Source organism: Metabacillus sediminilitoris (assembly GCF_009720625.1).
Lineage (GTDB): Bacteria > Bacillota > Bacilli > Bacillales > Bacillaceae > Metabacillus > Metabacillus sediminilitoris.
Genome location: NZ_CP046266.1, coordinates 5,226,807 through 5,251,321, shown reverse-complemented (window position 1 = coordinate 5,251,321; position 24,515 = coordinate 5,226,807). Strand labels below are relative to the sequence as shown.

Below are 24,515 nucleotides of genomic sequence, written 5' to 3'. Positions count from 1 at the left end.
ATAATCCAATGACAAAGGCATTAGTGTCCTCTGTTACCTAATGCCTCCTAATCAATATTTATTTCATAAAATAATACTATCTCTATTCTTCTTTGAAAAAATATCAACGAACATTCTTTTGACATATCTTTTGCCCTATTTAATATACATTTTCCGTACCAACATTTTTCAATTTTTATCAAATATTTTGTTTTTTATAAGAAATCAATAATTTATAAATTATTGTAAAGAGTGTCGAAGGAGGATTTCCAATAATTATCAATTACTTCAATATACTAAAAAAACTTATAGTCAATTTGTTCTGTGCAACATGGAGTTTTATAGGTTATGCAATCTATTAAACAAAAATATTTATTTGTCGATAAATTATATAGATATAGAATAATGTATCGACAAACATGTCGAAATATTTTCAAGGGAACAAAGGGTATGGCAAATTGGATTACACCAGAAGAAATTGCAAGAAAAGAGAACAAAAGAAAAACTTATTACTTACTCACTTCCGATTCTAGCAATCATCATACGGGCACTAGTAACGATAACAACGAATGGATAATAAAATAAAAAGGACTGATTCAAAAAAGTTTGAATCAGTCTTTTTGCTTTATATCATATAAGAATGCGTTTACATGAAATATTTGGTACAAATTGCCCAAAAAAAAATGTAAAAATACTGACAAAAAGGTGATAGAATAAGTTCAGCGGTTAAACAAAACAAGTAGAAAGTCATCCTTTTTTGTAAAAATATGTTGTTTTTTTGTAGATATAAACATATTTATTCTTTATAATAGTCTAGTCATCTTAAAATAATAGATTAAAATTTTTGGAGGTCATCATGGAAGAAACTATCAGCTTGAAGGAGCTGTTTCAGACTTTAAAGAAACGTCTCACACTTATCATCATCATCACAGCCATTGCAACTGCCACTAGTGGAATTGTTAGTTATTTTCTCCTAACACCTATGTATCAATCTTCAACGCAAATTCTTGTCAATCAATCAAAAAGTGATCAACAAGTATATAATCCAGGTGAAGTTCAAACAAACCTTCAATTAATTAACACATATACCGTGATTATTAAAAGTCCAGCGATTTTAGATAAAGTGATTAACCAAGAAAAATTAGATATGTCAGCTGTAGCACTTAATGAATTAATAACAGTAGGAAGTGAACAAGACTCACAGGTTGTAAATATAACTGTTCAAAATGAAGATCCACAAAAAGCTGCAGACATTGCTAACGCAATTGCCAAAACGTTTCAAACTGAAATTTCAAAAATTATGAATGTAGATAATGTAACAGTTTTAACACAAGCACAAATTGGCGAGGATCCATCACCAATCAAACCACAACCAGTGTTAAATATGGCCATTGCATTAGTCGTTGGTTTAATGGCAGGTGTAGGTATAGCGTTCTTACTTGAATACCTTGATAACACAATCAAAACAGAGCAGGATATTGAAAATCAACTAGGGCTTCCAGTATTAGGTGCGATTACAAAGATTAATATGGAAGGCGAATTAAATCCGCAAGCTATTAAAGTAAAGTTTAATGGAACAAGAGGTGAGTCAGTTGGCTCGTAAAGATAGACAGAAGATTTTTCAATTGCAAAACAGAAGTTTAATCTCATTAACAAATCCAAAATCACCAATCGCAGAGCAATTCCGTACTGTCCGTACGAATATCCAGTTTTCCAGTGTTGATGAAGAGCTGCAAACAATCATTGTTACCTCTGCTGGTCCAGCTGAAGGGAAATCAACAACAACAGCAAACTTAGCCGTTGTCTTCGCGCAGCAGGGTAAACGTGTGTTATTAATTGATGCAGATTTAAGGAAACCAACAGTACATTATACGTTCCGTACTGAGAACCACGTTGGTTTATCAAATGTATTAACAAGACAAGCATCACTTGATGAAGCAGTGAAAACTACAGATCAAGAAAATCTTTGGGTATTGTCAAGTGGTCCGATTCCACCAAATCCTTCAGAGTTACTTGGATCAAGAGGAATGAATGCTTTATTTGAGCTTGCAAAGAATGAGTATGATGTCATCATCCTTGATTCACCACCAGTATTAGCTGTAACAGATGCGCAAGTATTGTCAAATCTAGCTGATGGGGTTGTACTTGTTGTTAGCAGCGGTAAAACAGAAATCGATTCTGCGAAGAAAGCAAAGGAACTTCTTGAAAGTGCAAAAGCGAAAATAATAGGTGTTGTATTAAACAATAAGAAAGTTCAAGACAGTCAGTATTATTATTACTACGGGGGAAAATAGTCACGTTTCGACAATTTACCCCCCTTTTCTTGGGGGATTCATGATGTTAAGCTTAGTTCATGTCGAATTTTTGGGTAAAAAGTACGATAAAATGCCAAAATTATCAAGTTGGGGTAGGTAAAATGATCGATATTCATAGTCATATTCTCCCTGGTGTAGACGATGGTGCTCAGTCCATCGAAGATTCAATAGAGATGGCAAAACAGGCTGTAAACGAAGGGATCACGAAAATAATTGCAACACCTCATCATCAGAATGGGAAGTATGTTAATAAAAAGCAAGATATTATAGATAGAGTATTAGAGCTTAATAGTTTATTTTCGAATAAGAAAATACCGTTGGAAGTTTTACCGGGACAAGAAACACGAATCTTTGGTGAGTTATTAGAGAATCTTGAAAAAGGTGAAATCCTCACTCTTAATAACTTAAACTACATCTTTGTGGAATTGCCTTCGGGTCATGTCCCAAGGTATACGGAGAAACTCTTGTTTGATGTACAGTTGCAGGGATTGACGCCAGTGATCGTGCATCCAGAAAGAAATGCAGAGATTATGGAGAATCCGAACAAACTGCTTAATCTTGTAAAAAAAGGTGCACTAACACAAGTTACCGCAGGAAGTATAACAGGACACTTTGGAAAAAAGATTAAAAAATTTTCGCTAGATTTGATAGACGCTAACTTGACTCATTTTTTAGCTTCAGATGCACACAATGTTTCTAATAGAAGCTTTAAAATTAGGGAATCGATTTCTGAGATAGAGAAAGAGTTTGGTAGTCAGGCGGTGTATTATTTTCAAGAAAATGCTGAACTTCTAATTAAAGGACAGGCTGTTTATAATCAAGAGCCAAGTCAAATTAAGCGTAGGAAGTTTTTAGGGTTTTTCTGATTTTTGGTTAGTGATTTCTAAGTTAGTATCAAATCAAAAATCACTTGTACTTAGTTTTAGTAAAATGTGAACTGATAAGGTGATTTTAGCTAACTTCTTTAATTACTAATTGTGGAGTGGGGTAAAAGATGAATAGCTTTAAAGATTTACCAAAAACGATACAAAAAACAATTCGTTATATTTATCAAGACGCACCGTTAGATAAATTGATCTCCATTCAAAAGATAATAAATGATGTAATTAATAAAAGGATAAGAGATGAAAATAATTAGACATTTTATGATAGATGTCTAATTAAAACACATAAATATTGTGTGCTTTAATTAGATATTTCATTGAAAAAAATTTGTGTAAAGAAGGGGTAAAAATTGAGTTATTCTAAACGGATGTCACTTCTGATGGGGATGGATTCAATCATTGTCTTGTTCTCAATCTATATCGGCTATTATATTTTAAATCCTTATTTTAGTTTTTATAATTTACAATTGCTGGTTATTAGTTCTTTAACCTTACTTTTTAGTCATCATGTGTTTGCATTTATTTATCGTTTATACCATAAGGCATGGGAATATGCGAGTGTTGGTGAACTTGTAACGATTGTAAAGGCTATAACTTACTCGATCGTCACAGCTGCTGGAGTGCAGTTAATTGTAAATGGTCACATTTATGTTCGAGTTCTATTTATCACATGGCTTTTACATATGTGTTTAATAGGAGGGTCAAGGTTCTCTTGGAGAATTGTTAGAGCAAGGATTATTAAGTCGGACGTAAAGAAAAAGAAAGCACTTATTGTTGGAGCAGGTTCAGCTGGTACAATGCTTGTTCGTCAATTGTTAAAAAATAACGATAGTGAACTAAAACCAGTTGCTTTTGTTGATGACGATTTTTCAAAGCAGAAGCTTCAAATATATGGTGTGACAGTTTTAGGGAAGTCAGAGGATATTCCTAAAATTGTTGAAAACAATGAGATTGATCATATTATCATTGCGATTCCGTCACTTAGTAAACATGAAATTCAAAGAATTTTTCAAGAGTGTAGTAAAACTAACGCACAAACGAAAATTATGCCAATGATTGAGGATATTGTTACAGGAAAAGTAGCAGTGAATCAATTCCGTGATGTTCAGGTGGAAGATTTATTAGGGCGTGATCCAGTAGAATTAGATATTCAAAGTATTTCGAAGAAACTGACTGGAAAGACGATTCTTGTGACAGGAGCTGGTGGCTCCATTGGTTCGGAGATTTGTAGGCAAGTAAGTAAATTTAAGCCGAAGAAATTATTGCTTTTAGGCCATGGTGAAAATTCTATTTATAGTATTGATATGGAGTTAAGAAATCAAGTTAAAGATGAAGTTGAAATCATTCCAATTATTGCCGATGTACAAGATCGAAATAGAATATTTGAAGTAATGGAATATCATAGACCAGATGTTGTGTATCATGCAGCGGCTCATAAACATGTACCTTTGATGGAATATAATCCAAAGGAAGCTGTAAAAAATAATGTAATTGGGACGAAGAATGTGGCAGAGGCTGCGGATACGTTTGGAGTTGGTACTTTTGTACTTGTTTCATCTGACAAAGCAGTGAATCCAACGAATGTGATGGGTTCTACAAAGCGGATTGCGGAGATGGTAATTCAGGAATTGAATAAGCATAGTGATACGAAATTTGTTGCTGTTCGATTTGGAAATGTACTTGGTAGCCGTGGTAGTGTTATTCCGCTGTTTAAAAAGCAAATACATGCTGGTGGACCAGTTACAGTGACACATCCTGAAATGACGAGGTATTTTATGACAATTCCTGAAGCATCACGTTTAGTGATGCAAGCTGGGGCACTTGCCCGCGGTGGCGAGATTTTTGTCCTTGATATGGGTGAGCCTGTAAAGATTGTTGATTTGGCGGAAAATCTTATTAAACTATCAGGTTATACAGTTGATGAAATTGGGATTAAGTTTGCTGGGATTAGACCAGGTGAAAAGATGTTTGAGGAGCTTCTTGGTGAGAATGAAGTTCATAGTGAGGCTGTGTTTCCAAAGATTTTTGTTGGGAAAACGGTTGGGTTTGAGTATGAGCGAGTGAAGACTTTGATTGAGAATTATGAAAGTTTTGATGTGGAATATATTCGTGAGTATGTATTAGGGTTAGCTAATAAAAATGAAGATTTGTTAGTAAAAAGTGCGAATTAATTGTTGTGCTGTTCTTTAGTTGCAAAAGGTAAGGATATCTATTATTTCAGCTGCAGGACTTAGGGACAGATTTTTATTTGCGACAGCCTAAAGAGTTACTATCTATTGTTGATAATGAAGATAATTTTGATAACTCGTTTGAGCTTGAGTATGATTTGTTCACAAAAGAAGGTTTAATTTTTTTGAAAGAGATTAATAAGTCTTCAAAGGTTGATATATATTATATTTGTAAGAATGTACCAAAAGGATTAGGGCATGATTTGTGGTGGTAGTATATTTAGGTGATATCTCCTTACCTGTACGATGGAGACTAAATCGTGATGATAGTAGGAGTGTCTCTTTTTGTGATTGATGGATTCGCTACAAATTATATAGTTAAAAGTTTGAAGTAAGTGAGATTGTTGGTTGGATAAGGAGAAATCCATTTAGCACTAATTTACTCAATAACTATTCAAGGAGTGTTACATGCATGTATTTGAAGATAAAAAGATTGATAGATATCATTCTTTCTCTAATAGGAATAATTGTTTTATCACCGATATTATTAATTCTTATTATAGCTATTAAGTTGGATTCAAGGGGTCCGGTGTTATTTAAACAAAAGCGTGTCGGTCTTCATAAAACTCATTTTAAAATTTTAAAGTTCCGTACTATGAGAATAGATACGCCCAAGGATACTCCTACTCATTTATTAGGGAACCCTGAACAATATATTACTAGGGTAGGTAAGTTCCTTAGAAAGACTTCATTAGATGAACTACCTCAAATTTGGAACATCTTTGTTGGTCAGATGAGCATTATCGGTCCTCGTCCTGCTTTATGGAATCAGTATGATTTGATTGCAGAACGTGATAAATATGGTGCTAATGATGTGCCTCCTGGATTAACTGGTTGGGCACAGATTAATGGAAGGGATGAACTCCCTATTGAGATTAAGGCAAAGTTGGATGGAGAGTATGTTAAGGGCATTGGCTTCTTAATGGATATTATGTGCTTCTTTGGGACTATAATTAGTGTTTTAAAAAGTGACGGGGTTGTTGAAGGTGGAACTGGAGCTAAAAAGGAAGTTGTGAGCAATAAGGAGAGCATTTCTAAATGAAAAAAATACTTATTACAGGAAAGAACAGCTATGTAGGTATGAGTTTGGAGAGATGGCTTGGCGAATATCCTGAAAAATACTCAATAGATTCTATAAGTTTAAGAGATGATTCATGGAAGGAAAAGGATTGCTCGGGATATGATGTTGTGTTTCATGTAGCAGGGATAGCACATGTTTCTTCAGATCCTAAAATGGAAGAGATGTATTACAAAGTAAATCGTGACCTTACAATAGAATTTGCTAAAAAGGCCAAAGGTGAAGGTGTAAAGCAGTTTATTTTTATGAGCAGTATAATTGTATATGGTGATAGTAGTAGAGATAAAAAAGTCATTGATAAAAATACAGTACCTACTCCAAGTAACTTTTATGGTAATAGTAAATTGCAGGCAGAAGAGGCTATCAAGCCTTTAGAGAGTGATAATTTTAAAATCGCTATTATTAGACCTCCAATGATTTATGGTAAAGGATCTAAAGGGAATTATTCCAAGTTGGCAAAAATTGCTCGAAAACTACCGATCTTTCCAGATATAGATAATCAACGCAGTATGCTTCATATAGATAATCTTTGTGAATTTATTAGGCTAATGATTGACAATGAAGAGAGTGGATTATTCTTTCCACAAAATCGGGAGTATGTTAAAACAAGTGAAATGGTCAGATTGATTGCTGAGATTTATGGAAAGAAGATTAAACTAACGAAAGTTTTCAATCCTTTTTTTAAAGTTGCGGGGATGAAAATTGGGTTAATAAATAAGGTTTTTGGCAATTTAATTTATGAAAAAAGTATGAGTGATTATAAGGGAAATTATCAAATAAATAATCTTAAGAAAACAATTGAATTAACTGAGGAGTAAAGATGAAGGGTGAAAGGGATTTGAAAAAACATATATTGGTTGTAGCACAATATTTCTATCCTGAACAATTTCGTATTAATGATATTTGTACAGAATGGGTTAAAAGAGGTTATAAAGTAACAGTGATTACTGGTATTCCAAACTACCCTCAAGGCAAGTATTATGATGGATATGGATTATTTAAGAAAAGAAAAGAAATATATAAAGGTATAGAGATTATTAGGATTCCACTTATTCCAAGAGGTAATAATCCAATAATGCTTGCATTAAATTATTTATCCTTTGTAGCTTCTGGCTTTTTCTGGAGTTTATTCACAAAAATAAAGGCTGATTTTGTTTTTATATATGAAGTTTCTCCGATGACTCAAGCACTTCCGGGTGTATGGTATGCAAAAAACAGAAGGATACCATGTTATCTGTATGTTACTGACTTATGGCCTGAAAACGTAGAAATTGTTGCGGGGATTAAAAATGAGCGTATTTTAAATATAATCGGAAAAATGGTTGATTATATATATAGACGTTGTAATAGAATATTTACTTCCTCAAAGAGTTTTATAGAAGCTATTAATATGCGTGGTGTGGAGCTAGATAAATTAGAATTTTGGCCTCAATATGCTGAGGATTTTTATGTTCCTGTTGATAAAGATAATGTATCAGTATCAGAAATTCCTCAAGATGATGCATTTAATATTATTTTTGCAGGTAATATTGGTGTTGCACAAGGTTTGAATATACTACCTGAAGTAGCACACATTTTAAAGAATAATAGCATGAAGGTTCGATTTAATATAGTTGGAGATGGACGTTATAAAAATTCATTAATAAATCTAGTTAACGAATTTGATGTTTCAGATATGTTTAATTTTATATCTAAACAGCCTGCCACGAGAATTCCAGAGTTCATGGCAGTATGTGATGCAACATTAATAAGTCTTTCTAAAAGTAAAGTATTTTCTATAACCTTACCTGCAAAAACACAATCTTGTTTAGCCTGTGGGATCCCTGTAATAGTTTCGGCTGATGGAGAAATACAAAATGTTATAAATAAGGCTAAAGCAGGTATTTGTAGTGATGCTGGAGATGCAAAGCAACTTGCTGAAAATATTCGGAATTTGGTTTTAATGTCTTCGGAAGAATTACAAAGGATGTCAAGAAACGCAATTGATTATTATAAGGAAAATTTTGATAAAAATAAGTTGTTAAATAGAATGGATGAACTTTTCAAAAAAAACTAATTTTATAGAATGGAGATAACTAATATGTTTAAAGATAAAACTTTATTGATAACAGGTGGTACAGGCTCTTTCGGTAATGCCGTAATGGAAAGATTCTTAGATAGTGATATAAAAGAAATCCGTATCTTTTCACGAGATGAAAAAAAGCAAGATGATATGCGTAAATTGTATAAGAATGACAAATTGAAGTTTTACATTGGTGATGTAAGGGACCTAGCAAGTGTAAAAAACGCAATGCATGGGGTTGATTATGTTTTTCATGCAGCTGCTCTTAAACAAGTTCCTTCATGTGAATTTTTCCCTCTAGAGGCTGTAAAAACGAACGTATTAGGTACTGAAAATGTATTAACAGCTGCAATAGATTATGGAGTAAAAAAGGTAATTTGTCTTTCAACAGACAAAGCAGCTTATCCAATTAATGCTATGGGTATTTCAAAAGCAATGATGGAAAAAGTATTTGTTGCTAAATCAAAAACTGTTGATCCAAATAAAACACTTATCTGTGGGACTAGATATGGAAATGTTATGGCTTCACGTGGTTCAGTTATCCCATTATTTATCGAACAAATAAAAAATGGTCAGCCATTAACAGTCACTGATCCAAACATGACTAGATATTTAATGAGTCTTGAAGAGGCTGTTGAGTTAGTTATATTTGCATTTCAAAATGCAGAGGCTGGAGATATTATGGTTCAAAAAGCACCGGCTAGCCTAATTGGGGATTTAGCTATAGCTTTAAAAGAACTTTTTAAGGCAAATAATGAGATAAAAGTTATTGGTACTCGTCATGGAGAAAAATTATATGAGACTCTCTTAACAAGAGAAGAGTATGTTGTAGCAGAAGATTTAGGTGGTTTCTTTAGGGTTCCAGCTGATAATCGTGATTTAAACTATGGAAAATATTTTGAACAAGGTAATGAAAAACTTTCAATTGATGAAGAATACAATTCCCATAATACACATCGTCTAAACATCGAGCAAATTAAGGGGAAATTAATGCAACTCGAGTATATAAAAGAAGAACTTGACAAGTGGAAGGTGCTCGTATGAGATTTTTAATATTAGGTGCTACTGGGATGGCTGGTCACGTGATAGCTATATATTTAAAAGAGCAAGGCCATGAAGTAACAGCACTAACTAGAAGGCCTTTTCCGTATTGTGAAAATATCATTGCTGATATTACTAATTTACCAATAGTTTCAGAAACGATTAATAATGGTAAATATGATGCTGTTATAAACTGTATCGGAATTTTAAATGAATTTGCTGAGGAAAATAAACATCAAGCTGTATTCTTAAATAGTTATTTACCTCATTATCTAAGTTATCAAACTAGAGAATCAAAAACAAAGATAATTCATATGAGTACAGATTGTGTTTTCTCAGGTAAGAGTGGAAATTATAATGAAAATTCCATTAGGGATGGAGAAACCTTTTATGATCGATCAAAAGCACTAGGAGAATTAGAAAACGAAAAGGATTTAACTTTCAGGAACTCTATTATAGGTCCCGATATTAATGAATATGGAATAGGACTGTTTAATTGGTTTATGGAGCAAAATGGAGAAATTAATGGTTTTACTAAAGCTATTTGGACTGGAGTAACTACTTTAACATTAGCAAAGGCAATGGAAAAGGCTATGGAAAATAATTTAGCTGGATTATATAACTTAGTTAATAATGACTCAATTACTAAGTATGAACTATTAAAACTCTTTAATAAATATTTTAAAGATAATAAATTAACAATAAATAAAAGTGATAAAGTATCATTAGATAAATCGTTGATAAATAGTAGGAATGATTTTGATTTTGTCGTTCCTTCATATGAAGAAATGATTATGGAAATGAAAGAATGGGTTGTTTCTCATAAAGAATTATATCCACATTATTTTAATTTAGAGTAAAAGGATGATGTATATGAACAAACTTAAAGTTATGACGATCGTTGGAACTAGGCCTGAAATTATTAGATTAAGTGAAACAATTAAAAAAATGGACAAATATTTTAATCATATACTTGTTCATACCGGTCAAAATTGGGACTATACACTTAATCAAGTTTTCTTTGAAGAATTAGAAATTCGTGAGCCAGATTATTATTTAGACAGTGTTGGGGGAAATCTAGGTGAAACAATGGGAAATATTATTTCTAAAGCCTATGAACTTCTTAATAGAGAAAAACCAGATGCATTACTGATTTTAGGAGATACTAATTCATCATTATCTGCAATATCTGCAAAAAGACTAAAGATACCGATTTTCCATATGGAAGCAGGTAATCGTTGTTTTGATGAAAACTTACCTGAGGAAATTAATAGAAAAATTGTTGACCATATATCAGATGTGAATTTGCCATATACTGAGCATGCTAGGAGATATTTGATAGCTGAAGGAGTTAGGAAAGAGCATATCTATGTAACTGGTTCTCCTATGACAGAAGTGTTGAAGAAATATGAAAATAAGATCCAAGAGAGTAATGTACTTGAGACCCTTGGTCTAGAAAAAGGAAAATATATATTAGTTTCTGCCCATAGAGAAGAAAATATTGATAATGAGGAAAACTTTTTATCACTTATGAATGCTATTAATGAGATAGCCGAATATTATCAAATTCCAGTAATATATTCAACCCATCCAAGAAGTAAAAATATTATTGAGAAAAGAGACTTTAAATTTCATCGATTAGTTAAGAGTCTAAAACCATTTGGTTTCTTTGATTATAATAAACTTCAATTAAATGCTTTTTGTGTACTTTCTGATAGTGGGACAGTGCCTGAAGAGGCTTCTATACTAGGATTTCCAGCTGTATCAATTAGAACATCTACTGAACGTCCAGAGGCGTTAGATAAAGGAGTTATTATACTTGGTGGAATCAAAAAAAATGATGTAATTCAGTCTGTTGAATTATGTAGGAGTATGTGGGAGGCTAATGAATTAGTCATTCCTGTTACCGATTATCAAGATACTAATGTTTCTGTTAAGGTTATAAAAATAATTCAAAGTTATACACAGATAGTTAATAGGGTTGTTTGGGGGAAAGGATAAGTTAATCATATGAATATTATGGTTTTTAATGTTCCAGCAGAGTCTGTTGGAGCATTATCAATTTTAAATGAATTTTATGATGACACAAAGTACTGTAAAGATAAGAGTATTAATTGGTTTTTTGTTCTTAGTAAACCAAACCTTAAAGAAACTGATAATATTAAAGTACTGCGGTTTCCTTGGTTAAAGAAAAGTTGGTTTCACAGGTTATATTTTGATAATATTATCGCACCAAAATTAATTAAGAAATACAAAATAGATAAGGTAGTTTCGTTTCAAAACGTTATTATTCCCCATACAAATGTAAATCAAACCTTATATGTTCATAACTGCTTGCCTTTTATTAATTATAAATTTACTTTAAAGGAAGATAGGCTTCTCTGGATTTATCAAAATATAATTTCTAAAAAGATTATAAAATCAATCAAGGAAGCTGATAAGGTAATTGTTCAAACCAAGTGGATGAAAGAAGCTTGTATAGAAAGAACATATGTAAAAGGTGATAAAATTAGTGTGATGCCTCCTAAAATAAATTTAGATATAAAGCATTTTTTTGAACCAAATAAAAAGTCTCTTTCAACCTTTTTCTACCCTGCAAGTGAGTTTGTTTATAAAAATCATGAATTGATAGTTAATGCATGCAAAAAGTTGAAAGATGAAAATATTACAGATTTTAAGGTTATTTTCACTTTAGTTGGTGATGAAAATGACCATATCATAAAGTTATATAGAGAGGTAAAACAACATCAACTTCCGATAGAATTTGTTGGGAGTCTTTCAAGGGAAAAGGTTTTTGATTTATATACAAAATCAATATTAGTATTTCCATCATATATTGAAACTTTTGGATTACCTTTACTAGAAGCAAGAATGCACAGAACACCAATATTAGCTTCTGATTGCAGTTTCTCTCGAGAGGTTTTAGAGGATTATAGTGATGTGAATTATTTTGATCCATTTAATTCAAATAATCTAGAGTATTTATTAAAGGAAAAACTCATGTAATGGTATTGGATTATATATTTGTTTTTTTCCTACACAGATTTTTTTATTTCTGTTCTATAGTTTATCTAATAAAAATGTAATACTAATAAATGGTGAATTTTCCGATGGTAGGAGACAATCATCTCACTTTAAAATTTCGATTATATGATAGCACAATATGAATATATGGAAAAGCTCAAGGTCACGTTATTCTATAGACTTAGACAACTTAGATTTGATAATTGGTCAGTTTTATTACGTTCAGATTATAGTGTCGAAGAATTTGTGTTTTTAAATCTATAATCTATTGCTTAGAAAAGTGAATATAAAGTAATAACCTAATAATATTTAATAATATTCATCATTAGTAGATTTGAGGTTTATGATGGAGAATGAAGTTATAAAATCAGGGCTTAAAAACTCGATTATTGTAGTTATAACACAATCGGTTAGTTTAGTACTCGGAATATTAAAGATTTTGATTTTACCGATCATGTTAGGTACAACCAACTTTGGATACTGGCAAGTTTACCTTTTATATATTTCATATGTAGGTGTATTTACTCTAGGTTTTAATGATGGAATATACTTGCGCTACGGAAAATATAATTATCAGGATTTGCCTAAAAAAGTATTTAGATCAAGTATTAGGGTTTTCATTTCTATTCAAATATGCATTATGTTGATTGTTTCTTTATTAATTTTACTTGAACCTGATATAGAAAAACAGAAAGCCCTGCTATGGGCTTCAATTAACATTCCAATTACAGGTCTATCAGGTGTCTTGATTTACATTTTACAAGTAACTAATCAAATAAAAAAATATAGTATCTATACTATACTTGATAAAATCATTGTACTTTTAATAATAATTTTATTATTCATTTTTAAAACTGATCAGTATATTTTAGTGGTCATAGTTGATACTTTTTCAAAAGTTATAGTTTTGGCTATAATGTGTTATTCATGTAAGGACATATTATATGGAAAAGGAATTAATATAAAAACGGCCTATAAAGAATTATTTGAAAATATTTCGGTCGGAATAAAATTGATGTTAGCTAATCTAGCGGGTATGTTAGTTTTGGGGTTCGGTCGATTTATAATAGAGAGATTTGAAAATGTTGAAGTATACGGAACTTATTCTTTTGCGCTCTCAACTATAAACTTATTGTTAGTTTTTATTTCAGCTGTTGGGTTAGTTATTTATCCCACTTTAAATAGGTTAGAAGAGAAACGATACTCGAAGTATTTTGTAGAGTTGAATAATATAATGGTTATTATAGTTTTTGGGCTGTTGATTTTTTATTTTCCTTTGTACGTATTTATTAGTAGAGTTATGAATGAATATGTACAAATTTTTGAATATTTGCCTATAATTTTTGCTATAATCTTTATTCAATCAAAAATGCAAATTTTAATAAATCCATATTACAAATTACTTCGACAAGAGAAAGCGATGCTTAGAGCAAATATTGTAGGAGTAATAATAGCTATTCTTATTATAGTACCTTCATATCTTATTAATAAATCTGTACTAATGGTTGCTATTGGTACCTTTTTAGCTATGGGAATAAGGTTATATTTATCTGAGATATATTTAAAAAAGATCCTTTCTATTAATTATAAATCAAATATAATAGTAGAGATTTTTGGCATAATAATTTTTATTTTCTTTGCTTACCAATCAAACTTATTAATAGGTTTTTTCGGTTATTTAATTGTTTTTTGTATATGTTTAATCCGTAATATAAAGACTGTTAATCAATTTATAAGATACTTATTTTAGGGGGGATAATTTGCATATTGTATTTATAGTAGGTAACTATTATCCATACTATTCAGCTGTTGGAAACTGTGTTGGTAATGTTGCTGATGAATTAGCAAAAGGGAACAAAGTTACAGTTATTTGTCAAAAGAATTTTAATGAACAAGCTGATGTTGAAGTTTTTAATAAGCAAAAAATTATTAGAGTAGCTACACGTGAAAACAATGTCAGAGAGATACTGAGTTCAAAAATTAATACTGAAAAAGGCTTTAAGAAAAAAATTTACAAGGTGTTACAAGGGACATATAAGGTTTCAAGAGTAATAAAGACTACTTTTTCAAGGGTCACTTTAAGGAAAGAATTAGTGAATTCCTACCTAGATACATTATATAATATCCAAGAACCCATTGATCTAATTATCCCTGCTTGTATGCCTTTTGAAAGTGTTATTGCAGCATGTAAGTTTAAGAGCCAATATCAATATTCTGAGGTTCAAATTATCCCCTATTTATTTGATAATTTTGTTGATAATGAATCCTTGCATAGAACGAAAATAAATATGAAACTTAAAAGAAAAAAACATTTACTATTAGAAGAAGATATGCTAAAGAATACGAGTTCAATACTTATAATGAATCAGTTAAGAGAGCACTTCTCTTTAGAATTTCCTAATTTTGAAGATAAATTGGTAGTAGTTGAACATCCTTTATTAAAACAGTACTCTGAGGACCCTGTAGAAAATAAGGGGAGTATTGAATTAATATATGCAGGGAGTTTCTATAAAAAAATTAGAGATCCAAAGTACTTTTTGAAGGTTGTAGATAATGCATTATCTTGTATTAATGCAACTATTCATCTATATACCTTTGGTAATTGTAATGAAATAATTGAAAAATATTCCAAAATGGATAAACCAATCCTTAATCATGGTAAGGTTTCTACCGAAAAAGCATATAAAGAATTAAATAAAGCAAATATTTTAATTGCAGTTGGAAATAGTAATAATAAGCAAGTTCCAAGTAAAATATTTGAGTATTTATCATTTGGAAAGCCTATTATATATTTTTACTCTAATCCTAACGATACTAACTTAGAAATCCTTAATAAATATCCGCTATCATTATGTTTAAAGCAGGATGATGATAAGTTTGAGGATAACGTAAAATTATTTGTTGAATTTTGTGATAAACATAAGTACTCCCATATATCTTATGAGGTTGTTGAAAAACTTTTTAAAGATGCAACTCCAAAATATACTGCTGAAATAATTAAGAAAATCTATGAGGAGTCAAATATATGACCATAATTGAAAACGAATTAGAAGTTTTGAAGAAAATGGATCTAATAATTCTAATACGTAATATAGTTGTTACTATGCAGGGGAAGAGTTATGGATTTTAAAATAAATCTTAGAAAACTTTCGGTAATTTCTCTATATTTATTAACAATACTTTTTATTTTCTTAATACTAAATGTAATATCTGAAATGAGTTATGACGAATGGCTTATTATAATTAATATATTAATACTCAGTGTTTTACTTATACAACTAGTCTTTATAAAAGTGCTAAAATATGAGTTTTTTTCTATTAGTGTTTTATTTTTACTTTTTTCATATGTATTTCATTTATCATATCAATTCTTACTTTTAATTGATTTTGATTTTGGTGGAATGTCTTATGCTATACCAACAACTCGATATGGAAATGATGTATACAGAGAAGCGGTAGAATATTCTTTAAAGTCAATCATGATGTTATTTTTAGGTATGATGGTACTAATGCCACATCATTCTAAACGTGAAATAATTTCTGTAGATAATTCGGATTCCAATAAATTTAATAAGATATTAGGAATAATATTGATAATTATTTCCCTTCCAGTAAATGTATATATTTTAGTAATTAAGATACAAGGAATGATCGCTGGGGGATATGTAGGTGTTATAGAGAATTCTGTAGGAGTTTTGCCCTCATACTTATCAAATTTATTGTTACCTGGTGTATTTTTACTCTTAGTATCTATTAAAAATAATATAAAATTAGTAAGATTGATTGCTGTAGCTTTTATTTTTTATACTTTCTTAGGAACATTTGCTGGTCAAAGGGCATATACCATTCTAAATATTATTCTTTTCCTTTATTTGTATTTTAATAGTATAGAAAAGCCCAAATTCAAAACTATAATTTATAGTGTAATAGCTGGTTATTTCACCCTTTCATGGTTTATTGTAATAAGAAATAATAGGGCTGAGGGATTAAGTATTTCTTCTTTATTTGAAATATTTAATCTTGAAAATAGTGTTATTCTTAACACCTTTTCCGAGTTAGGGTTTACAATAAATATTGTTTGTATAACTCTTAGTCAAGAGGTTAATCATATCTTTGGCGGTCAAGTGCTTTATTCTATATTAACAATAATACCAAAAGTGTCAGAATTATTTAGTGAATTCAATAATTATAACATTTATAATGCTTTTGATTTAAGTCGTTATGGTAGTTCGTACATTGGAGATTTTAATTTTGACTTTGGTAATGTTGGAATATTTATATCTGCAATATATGGATTAATTATTCAAAAGTTAAATAATACTATTAAAAGATTATTACAAGAAGGAAAGTATTTTAAAGTTGCTTTAATTCTACCGTTAATATTGGAGTTATTGTTTACAGTACGTTCTGGTACTTATAAACTACTGCGTATTTTTATATGGACATCGATGATTATTTTAATCATAAAATTAAACCTCACATTAATTTGGAAAGGAGGAAAAAATAACTATGCAAATAAGAAAGCTCGTTGAAAAAAATGATATATTACTAGGCTACTATTTAAAAATTAGGTGCTTTATTTATTTAGTAGTGTTTTATCCATATCGCAAATTAAGAGAATCATTTAGAAAATATGGATTGGATAAATCTAATTCTTATATTAAAAAGATTAAAGACATTCACTCCGGAGAAAGGTGTTTTATTATTGGAACTGGCCCTAGTTTAACAAAAGAGGATATTTATAAACTGAAAAGTGAATATACTTTTGGCACCAATGCATTATGTTTATTATTTAACGAACTTAAATGGAAAACTAATTATTTTGTTATTTCTGATAAAAAGGCATATAAAAAGTTAGTTAACAATCTACCGAAAGATGACACTAACAATATCTTTATCTCCAGTCCGAAGAGTAAGGATGTTAAAGATGGACACACATATGTACCTATAAATCCTGTAAATAACTACTTAACAACTAATAAGTATAAAAAATTTTCTGATAATATACATGTTTGCTGTTATGATGCAAATACTGTTGTATTTAATGCATTACAGATAGCTATTTATATGGGTTTTAAAGAAATATATTTGATAGGCGTAGATTGTAATTACAGTGATGACGCAAAAAAAAGGTATTTAGTTGATCACCAAATAAATAATCCATATTATAAATCTGCTGGTAGAAGTATGATTGAAGATTTTAAAGTGGCTAAAAAGTATGCAGATAAATTTGGAATAAAGATATATAATGCAACACGTGGAGGAATGTTAGAAGTCTTTGAAAGAGTAAATTTAGATAAAGTATTATAATAAATAACATTAAGTTACTTATCCGTATTAATAATATTTCTTTTAAAATTATTAAAATAGAGTGTTTTAATTATAACGATCTCTAAAGTAGACAAATTAAATCAGATTTAAGGGGAAGTTCAGTAATGATAAATTCTGAACCTTTCTCTTCTTATGCAACTTTTTGACCTTTTCATCATAGTAACCCAATTTCTCAAGATCATTTTTAAAAAAGCTATATTTTGAGGATATGAAGGTTAATTATTATGTATAGAGGATGAGGTTAAGCTAATATTCTATAAATCTTTACATTCTTTCGATGATTACAGTGACAGTAAAAAAGGAATGGGTACAAAAATTGTGCACCGCCATAAAACTATTCCAACTGCACTTGACATTTTTCTGGTACAATCATCGGCATCTTCCTATCTAGTAAATGCACTACCATCTGCGGCACCAACGCTCCAGGCCCTAAAGCTTGTCCTACACTAAGCGTTGGAATCCTCTTATTAGCAATCCACTCTGTAATTTTTCCCTCCGTCGCATAGCTTGGCAGATAGCTAGCATAACTAGAAGAAGGGAAGGTCATTCCTCTTGAAACAAATGGACGTTTCTTTTGTTTTATTGGTTTAAATCAAACAAAAATATGTTAGCTTATGGTGTCTGTAAGTCAGACTGCAAACGTAGGAACCGTCCCATTGTTCCTTTGTACAATTATTAATTGTGATACCTCACGCGAAATAAAATTTTGTGAAACATAGTCTTCGTTCCACCTCATTTTTTCCCTCCTGATTCGTTTCCTATAACGGCTTTCACATTTAGTATTTGGGATAAGCCCTGACCACAGTGACACTCTAAAATAGGTCTTTATCACCGTTGCTCCACATCAATAGGGACATAAAATTTCAAACAAAATTGTAATTGTGAATGCGCTTACAACTCTGATAATATAAGAGCAAGAAATGAGGTGGTTAAAAATTCATGAATGATTTCCTGAATGAGCGTCACAATAAAATCATCGAAATTTTGCAAAAGGAGAGGAGATATGTAACAGCTTCTGAATTGGCTGAAAAGCTACATGTTTCTAAAAAAACTATTTATCGAGACATAAATGAAATATCAGAAAATAATCCTACCTCTTATCGAATTATAAAGAAAGAGAATAATGGATATTCATTAGAACTTATTGAGGAAAACAGCGCCCATGGTGAATTTGAACATCCAGAAGAAAGACGTTTAAACCTATTATTATATCTCCTTTCTATTGCACCTTGTAAAACATCCATCCAGAAAATAGCAGATAGATACTTTGTGAGTCAAAGCTCCATCATAAATGATTTTAAGCATATAGAGAAGAAAATAACGCCGTACAACTTACATTTATCAAGGAAGAATAACGGTACCTGTTTAGAGGGGGATCAACTTGCATTATATCGCTTAATGTCTGTCATTATTGAAAGTTATTTAAAACAAACAGGAGATTCATTAAGTCAAGATGATATACCTGATTGTATTAAGAATATAAAAGTAAAGAATGCCAGATTGGATGAATTAAAGAAGCTGCTTCATGATATGCAAGTGGAACATGATTTACTTTTAGATCAGCCATACTATTTAACATTATTTTGTTCGCTTCTTTCTATTATAGAAAAGCACACGAATGGGATGCAGCTCTTAGCCAACGAGGGAAAAATCTACGAAGAAATAGATGGAAATTCAGCTATCTATTCGATGACGAAACATTTGGTGGATAAGCTGGAATTGCTTTATACCATTCGATTAAAACCATACGAAATGTATTCTCTTTATTATATTTTAAAAGCTTATAAACTCAATTCTAAGTTTTTCCTAAATCAAGATACCAAAGAAATCAAGAATGAAAAAGTCAAGACACTAGCTGAGCAGTTCATTTTAAACGTAACAGAAAACAGCGGTTATCAGTTTATAGAAGATAAAGAATTGGTCGAGCGATTGACCTTGCATCTTTATTCAATGGTCTATCGACTAGATCATCAAATCTATATTATGAATCCTATTATCAAATCGATAAAAACGAATTTCCCAAAGATTTTTAATCTGGTGAAAGACAGTGCCAAAGAATTAAATCAAGAAGGCATCTACGATAAATCGATAACAGATGAAGAGATTGGCTATATCGCGTTGTATTTTCAAATCTCCTACGATGAAAGATTTGCTAATAAAATACCAATATTAATTGAATGTTCAAGTGGAATTGGTACATCTCACTTGCTAAGCGGGAAAATCAAGAAAAATTTTCCGGAAATACACGTAAAAAAAATTATTGCTCAACAGCGGATTAAGCAAAGTGATTATGATGATGTTGAACTCATTATATCTACTGTCAAAACGCACAGTATTGTCGATAAACCTACGATTCTTGTCAGCCCTATTTTAAATGATGAGGAAAAGTATAAAATTCATCAATTTATAAAAAATTATTATCAACAACAAAGTTCACATCAGAACAATTATCTAAAAGTATAGGAGGTTCTAAGATGGTGGTTAATATGGAAGAGTTAGATTTTAGTAAAGTAGTAACGGAGGATCTCATTCAATTGGATTTACAAGCGACAACGAAGATCGAAGTGATTAAGGAATTAACAAATCTATTGTTTGTAAACGGTTGCATAGATGATGAAGAAGGTTTTATTAAGGATGTGATGTATCGTGAAAGTGAGGGTGTGACTGGTTTAGAAAAAGGGATCGCGATCCCTCATGGAAAATCAGATTATGTTCTCAAAACCTCAATTGCCATTGGCCGAACAAAACAGCATGTGGAATGGGAGTCAATGGATGGAAGTCCAATTAATATTATCATCTTGTTTGCTGTGAAAAATACCGATAAAACGACAACACATATCAAACTGCTTCAGAAAATAGCCGTCTTATTGTCTGATGAAGAAACGATTGAACAGTTCCAAACGCTTCAAACGAAGAAAGATTTTTTAAATCTATTATCCAAAAATAATTAATTCGGGGGAATGAAGAATGAAAATTGTTGGGATCTCTGCTTGTACATCTGGCATCGCCCATACGTATATTGCGAAGGAAAAACTAATCAAAGCTGGTCAAGAGCTAGGATATCAAGTTCGAATTGAAACACAAGGAACAATTGGCACAGAGGATGAATTAACGAAGGAAGAAATCATGGAAGCAGATCTGGTCATTATAGCTGCTGATATCAAAATTAGTGGGAAAGAACGATTTAAAGGAAAGAAAATAATCGAAATTCCAACCAATATAGCGATAAAGGCACCGAAGCAATTATATAAAAAGATTGAAGAAGAATTAAATTTAAAACAATAATTCTGTAATAATGAGTCAGAATTTTTAGATTTATTATAGTAAAAGACTAGTCAGATAGTGAGGGCTAGCTCCACTATCTAATCTAGCAATTTATGAAAATATCAATGAACTGGAAATTAACTGGAAAGAGGATGCTGAACGTACTGTAAAAGGAGGGCAATTATATGTTAAAAAAACTTCAAATTAAGAAGCATGCTTTAACTGCTATATCCTTTATGCTGCCACTTGTTGTTGCGTCAGGACTTTTAATTGCAATTGGTAATTTAACTGGTGGAACTGTTATTGAAAATTATAAGGAAGCCTATTCGATTCCATCAGCTCTTGTCTCTTTAGGTGTGTTAGGGATGGGATTACTCGCTCCTGTTATCGCTGGTGCCATTGCCTACTCCATAGCTGATCGTCCAGGGATAGCCCCCGGCCTATTAATGGGTTTAATTGCGAATGCAATCGGTGCTGGATTTTTAGGCGGAATGTTAGGTGGATTTATTGTCGGTTATTTTGTTTTATTTCTTAAAAACAATTTAAAAGTACCAAAATGGGCAGAAGGCTTAATGCCGATGATGATCATTCCCTTACTATCCAGTTTGGTTATCGGTCTATTGATGTTCTTTGTCTTAGGGGTGCCAATTGTATGGGCAACAGATGGGCTAACATCCTTTTTAACAAGCATGCAAGGATCGATGAGATTTGTATTTGGAGCCATTTTGGGAGGAATGGCAGCATTCGATTTCGGTGGTCCGGTCAATAAAACTGCTTCTCTTTTTGCCGATGGACTTTTACTAGAGGGAATTTATGAACCTGAAGCAGTCAAAATTTTAGCCAGCATGGTTCCTCCATTTGGGGTAGCACTCTCATGGGTTATGGCAAAAGCATTTCGTAAAAAGAAATATACCAAATCAGAAGAGGATAATATTAAAATCGCGTTTCCAATGGGAGTTTGTATGATTACCGAAGGTGTTATCCCGATTGCAGCTGTAGACATTGTGAGAGTAGTCGTCTCTTGTACGACTGGTGCAGCAATCGGAGGAGGATTCTCGATGATGTGGGGAGTTGGCTCACCTGTTCCTTCAGGCGGTATGTTTATCGTGCCAGCAATGAATCATCCTCTATTATTCTGTTTAGCTTTACTGATTGGATCAATGATTACTGGAGTCATGCTGTTTTTATGGAAGAAGGAGCCTGTCGAAAATGCAGTGGATACGACTGAAGAAGAAGAAATGGATTTATCAGATATAAAAATCTCATTTTAATAGATTGGAAGTGATTACGATATATGTTTCGATGAAAGGCATGCTGGAACGCGCCAATAAAGGCAAATATGCAGTAATGGCTATCAATTGTTTTAACTTAGAGACCGCTAAAGCAGTGATTGACGCAGCTCAGGAATTGAGAGCACCAATCATTATTGACCTATTACAAGATCATTTGATGGCTCACTTAGGAAGCAAGCTTCTCACTCAACCAATTATCGAGATGGCGAATGCTGCAAGTGTGGAGGTAGCTATTAACCTGGACCATGGACAGGATATAGGGTTTGTCAAAAGATGCTTAAGAGATGGGTTTTCGAGTGTGATGATGGATGCTTCCGCATATCCGATCGAGCGGAATATCGAAATTACACGCAATATGGTCGAATTTGCCCAAACCTATGACGCCAGTGTAGAAGGAGAAATTGGCAATATCGGTTCCGTGGCTGGAAATCATATGACCGATGATGAAATGTATACCGATCCGGAACTAGCGATCTATTTTGCCAAAGAAACAGGGATAGACGCGTTAGCCATTTCCTTTGGCTCCAGTCATGGCGATTATCCAGAAGGCTACTTTCCTGAATTCCGTTTTGATATCTTAGAAAAAATTAAACAGGAAACAAACATGCCTCTTGTTTTACATGGCGGGTCTGGCTGTGGAGAGGAAAATATCAAAAAATCGATTGAACTTGGCATTAATAAGATTAATGTTGGTTCAGATTTTATGAAAGCACAGATTCATAGTATTCAAGAAAGCTTAAAAGACGAAGGTAGTCTAGATTATTTTGAGATGATTCATCGAACAGTATCTGCCGGAAAAGAGTTAGTAAAGGATTATATTCAATTATCCCAATCAGAAGGGAAATCACTGTAGAAAGAGAAGAAAACATGAAACAATTTTTAGAGGTTGCACGTTCTCCTTAGGTTTTGCAGATAGAGCTAGTAGGGTAAATTGTCGTCCATGTCAAAGAGGATTTCAGAGGTAACGTTTCACAAAAAATTGATTGTCCAAATTCAGGAGGTAATGTAAATGCTTACAACGATGAAAGAATTATTAAGTGTAGCTGTTAGAGAGAGATTTGCTGTTGGGTCCTTTAATATCGCAAATAGTGAATTTGTAAAAGCTGTCATTGAAACAGCCGAGGCTGAAAACTCACCAGCAATTCTGCAAATTCACCCTAATGAAATCAATTTAATGACCGATCACTTTGCAGCCTACTGCAGAGAAGCAGCTCATAATGCCAAGGTGCCGATCGTCATTCATTTAGATCATGGTGGAACGATTGAAGATGTTGTAAGAGCGATTCGCAATGGATTTACATCTGTCATGATTGATGGATCACATCTGCCATATGAAGAGAATGTGAAGCTGACTCAAGAAGCGGTAAGGATCGCACACGCTGTTGGTGTATCTGTTGAAGGAGAACTAGGAACGATTGGTGATACAGGTACTAGCTCTGAAGGCGGCGCAATGGATATTATCTATACAGATCCTGACCAAGCAAGAGACTTTGTTGATCGAACAAATGTTGATACATTAGCAATTGCCATTGGTACGGCACACGGATTTTACCCAAAACACATGACGCCTAAATTAGAAATTGATCGGTTAAAACAAATTCATTCGAAAATCGATATTCCTCTTGTGCTGCATGGCGGTTCAGATAACCCTGATGAGGACATTACAGAATCCGTTAAATACGGAATCGGAAAAATCAATTTATCAAGTGAAATGAAACGCGCCTTCTTCAATCAATTAAGAGAAACTCTGCAAGAATACCCAAATGGATATGAACCAGATGTACTTTTCCCAAGCTCAACTGCTGCGGCGAAAGAAGTCATAGCTAGAAAGATGAAGTTATTTGGTTCAACCGGGAAAGCTGATCTGTATGGAGCTTCAAGTAAGGCTGGTTTGTTAGTGAAGTAGGGGGCAGGAAGCAAAAGAAGTGCGGGGATGCTAATCGCGCTTCTTTTGTTTTTTTCAGAAAGTTTATTGACGAAATGAATAAATTAAAATGAACGATGTTGGAACCAATGT

Annotated in this window: 22 protein-coding genes; all 22 read left to right on the top strand. The window is 32.1% G+C overall.

Going from position 1 to position 24,515, the window contains the following annotated elements:
* The first annotated feature begins 327 nt into the window (after nt 1–327).
* The 22 genes from GMB29_RS25260 to GMB29_RS25155 all read left to right on the top strand — a co-directional run bounded on the left by GMB29_RS25260 (nt 328) and on the right by GMB29_RS25155 (nt 24,404).
* Nucleotides 328–564 carry a hypothetical protein gene (locus tag GMB29_RS25260; RefSeq protein WP_155443950.1) on the top strand — a complete coding sequence of 79 codons (237 nt, stop codon included), beginning with the start codon at nt 328–330 and terminating at the stop codon, nt 562–564.
* 271 nt (nt 565–835) lie between these two features.
* Nucleotides 836–1,582 carry a YveK family protein gene (locus tag GMB29_RS25255; RefSeq protein ID WP_136352195.1) on the top strand — a complete coding sequence of 249 codons (747 nt, stop codon included), beginning with the start codon at nt 836–838 and terminating at the stop codon, nt 1,580–1,582.
* Nucleotides 1,551–2,273 carry a CpsD/CapB family tyrosine-protein kinase gene (locus tag GMB29_RS25250; protein WP_136352196.1) on the top strand — a complete coding sequence of 241 codons (723 nt, stop codon included), beginning with the start codon at nt 1,551–1,553 and terminating at the stop codon, nt 2,271–2,273. Before GMB29_RS25255 ends, GMB29_RS25250 begins: the two co-directional genes overlap by 32 nt.
* Nucleotides 2,274–2,395: 122 nt before the next feature.
* Nucleotides 2,396–3,160 carry a tyrosine-protein phosphatase gene (locus GMB29_RS25245; protein WP_136352197.1) on the top strand — a complete coding sequence of 255 codons (765 nt, stop codon included), beginning with the start codon at nt 2,396–2,398 and terminating at the stop codon, nt 3,158–3,160.
* Between the two features lie 368 nt (nt 3,161–3,528).
* Nucleotides 3,529–5,349, top strand: coding sequence for a polysaccharide biosynthesis protein (locus GMB29_RS25240; protein ID WP_136352198.1), 1,821 nt, complete (start codon nt 3,529–3,531; stop codon nt 5,347–5,349).
* Nucleotides 5,350–5,818: 469 nt separating this feature from the next.
* Nucleotides 5,819–6,448, top strand: a complete 630-nt coding sequence (locus GMB29_RS25235) for a sugar transferase (protein WP_136352200.1) — start codon at nt 5,819–5,821, stop codon at nt 6,446–6,448.
* Nucleotides 6,445–7,302: an NAD-dependent epimerase/dehydratase family protein gene (locus GMB29_RS25230; RefSeq protein ID WP_136352201.1), complete on the top strand. Its 858-nt coding sequence runs from the start codon at nt 6,445–6,447 to the stop codon at nt 7,300–7,302. Before GMB29_RS25235 ends, GMB29_RS25230 begins: the two co-directional genes overlap by 4 nt.
* Nucleotides 7,303–7,304: 2 nt before the next feature.
* Complete coding sequence (locus GMB29_RS25225) at nt 7,305–8,540, top strand: glycosyltransferase family 4 protein (RefSeq protein WP_136352202.1); 1,236 nt, start codon at nt 7,305–7,307, stop codon at nt 8,538–8,540.
* Between the two features lie 24 nt (nt 8,541–8,564).
* Complete coding sequence (locus GMB29_RS25220; RefSeq protein ID WP_136352203.1) at nt 8,565–9,590, top strand: polysaccharide biosynthesis protein; 1,026 nt, start codon at nt 8,565–8,567, stop codon at nt 9,588–9,590.
* Nucleotides 9,587–10,447: an SDR family oxidoreductase gene (locus tag GMB29_RS25215; protein WP_136352204.1), complete on the top strand. Its 861-nt coding sequence runs from the start codon at nt 9,587–9,589 to the stop codon at nt 10,445–10,447. The genes GMB29_RS25220 and GMB29_RS25215 overlap by 4 nt, the downstream gene beginning before the upstream one ends.
* A gap of 13 nt (nt 10,448–10,460) precedes the next feature.
* Nucleotides 10,461–11,588, top strand: coding sequence for a non-hydrolyzing UDP-N-acetylglucosamine 2-epimerase (gene wecB, locus GMB29_RS25210; RefSeq protein ID WP_136352205.1), 1,128 nt, complete (start codon nt 10,461–10,463; stop codon nt 11,586–11,588).
* A 9-nt stretch (nt 11,589–11,597) separates the two neighbouring features.
* On the top strand, nt 11,598–12,593 hold the full coding sequence (locus GMB29_RS25205; RefSeq protein ID WP_136352206.1) for a glycosyltransferase: 996 nt from the start codon (nt 11,598–11,600) through the stop codon (nt 12,591–12,593).
* A gap of 364 nt (nt 12,594–12,957) precedes the next feature.
* Nucleotides 12,958–14,361, top strand: coding sequence for a lipopolysaccharide biosynthesis protein (locus tag GMB29_RS25200; RefSeq protein ID WP_168733792.1), 1,404 nt, complete (start codon nt 12,958–12,960; stop codon nt 14,359–14,361).
* 10 nt (nt 14,362–14,371) lie between these two features.
* A complete protein-coding gene (locus GMB29_RS25195) occupies nt 14,372–15,640 on the top strand; it encodes a glycosyltransferase family 4 protein (protein ID WP_136352208.1) in 1,269 nt (422 codons plus the stop codon).
* Nucleotides 15,641–15,730: 90 nt separating this feature from the next.
* Complete coding sequence (wzy, locus tag GMB29_RS25190) at nt 15,731–17,143, top strand: O-antigen polysaccharide polymerase Wzy (protein ID WP_136352209.1); 1,413 nt, start codon at nt 15,731–15,733, stop codon at nt 17,141–17,143.
* Complete coding sequence (locus GMB29_RS25185) at nt 17,121–17,921, top strand: 6-hydroxymethylpterin diphosphokinase MptE-like protein (protein WP_136352210.1); 801 nt, start codon at nt 17,121–17,123, stop codon at nt 17,919–17,921. The genes wzy and GMB29_RS25185 overlap by 23 nt, the downstream gene beginning before the upstream one ends.
* A gap of 960 nt (nt 17,922–18,881) precedes the next feature.
* Nucleotides 18,882–20,405 carry a BglG family transcription antiterminator gene (locus tag GMB29_RS25180; RefSeq protein ID WP_136352211.1) on the top strand — a complete coding sequence of 508 codons (1,524 nt, stop codon included), beginning with the start codon at nt 18,882–18,884 and terminating at the stop codon, nt 20,403–20,405.
* Between the two features lie 11 nt (nt 20,406–20,416).
* Nucleotides 20,417–20,893, top strand: coding sequence for a PTS sugar transporter subunit IIA (locus tag GMB29_RS25175; RefSeq protein ID WP_136352212.1), 477 nt, complete (start codon nt 20,417–20,419; stop codon nt 20,891–20,893).
* Nucleotides 20,894–20,909: 16 nt separating this feature from the next.
* On the top strand, nt 20,910–21,227 hold the full coding sequence (locus GMB29_RS25170; protein ID WP_136352213.1) for a PTS fructose transporter subunit IIB: 318 nt from the start codon (nt 20,910–20,912) through the stop codon (nt 21,225–21,227).
* A 164-nt stretch (nt 21,228–21,391) separates the two neighbouring features.
* Nucleotides 21,392–22,477: a PTS fructose transporter subunit IIC gene (locus GMB29_RS25165; protein ID WP_136352214.1), complete on the top strand. Its 1,086-nt coding sequence runs from the start codon at nt 21,392–21,394 to the stop codon at nt 22,475–22,477.
* A 19-nt stretch (nt 22,478–22,496) separates the two neighbouring features.
* Entirely contained in the window at nt 22,497–23,351 is an 855-nt protein-coding gene (locus GMB29_RS25160) for a class II fructose-bisphosphate aldolase (RefSeq protein WP_136352433.1), read from the top strand.
* A 156-nt stretch (nt 23,352–23,507) separates the two neighbouring features.
* Nucleotides 23,508–24,404, top strand: a complete 897-nt coding sequence (locus tag GMB29_RS25155) for a ketose-bisphosphate aldolase (RefSeq protein ID WP_136352215.1) — start codon at nt 23,508–23,510, stop codon at nt 24,402–24,404.
* Nucleotides 24,405–24,515 lie beyond the last annotated feature (111 nt).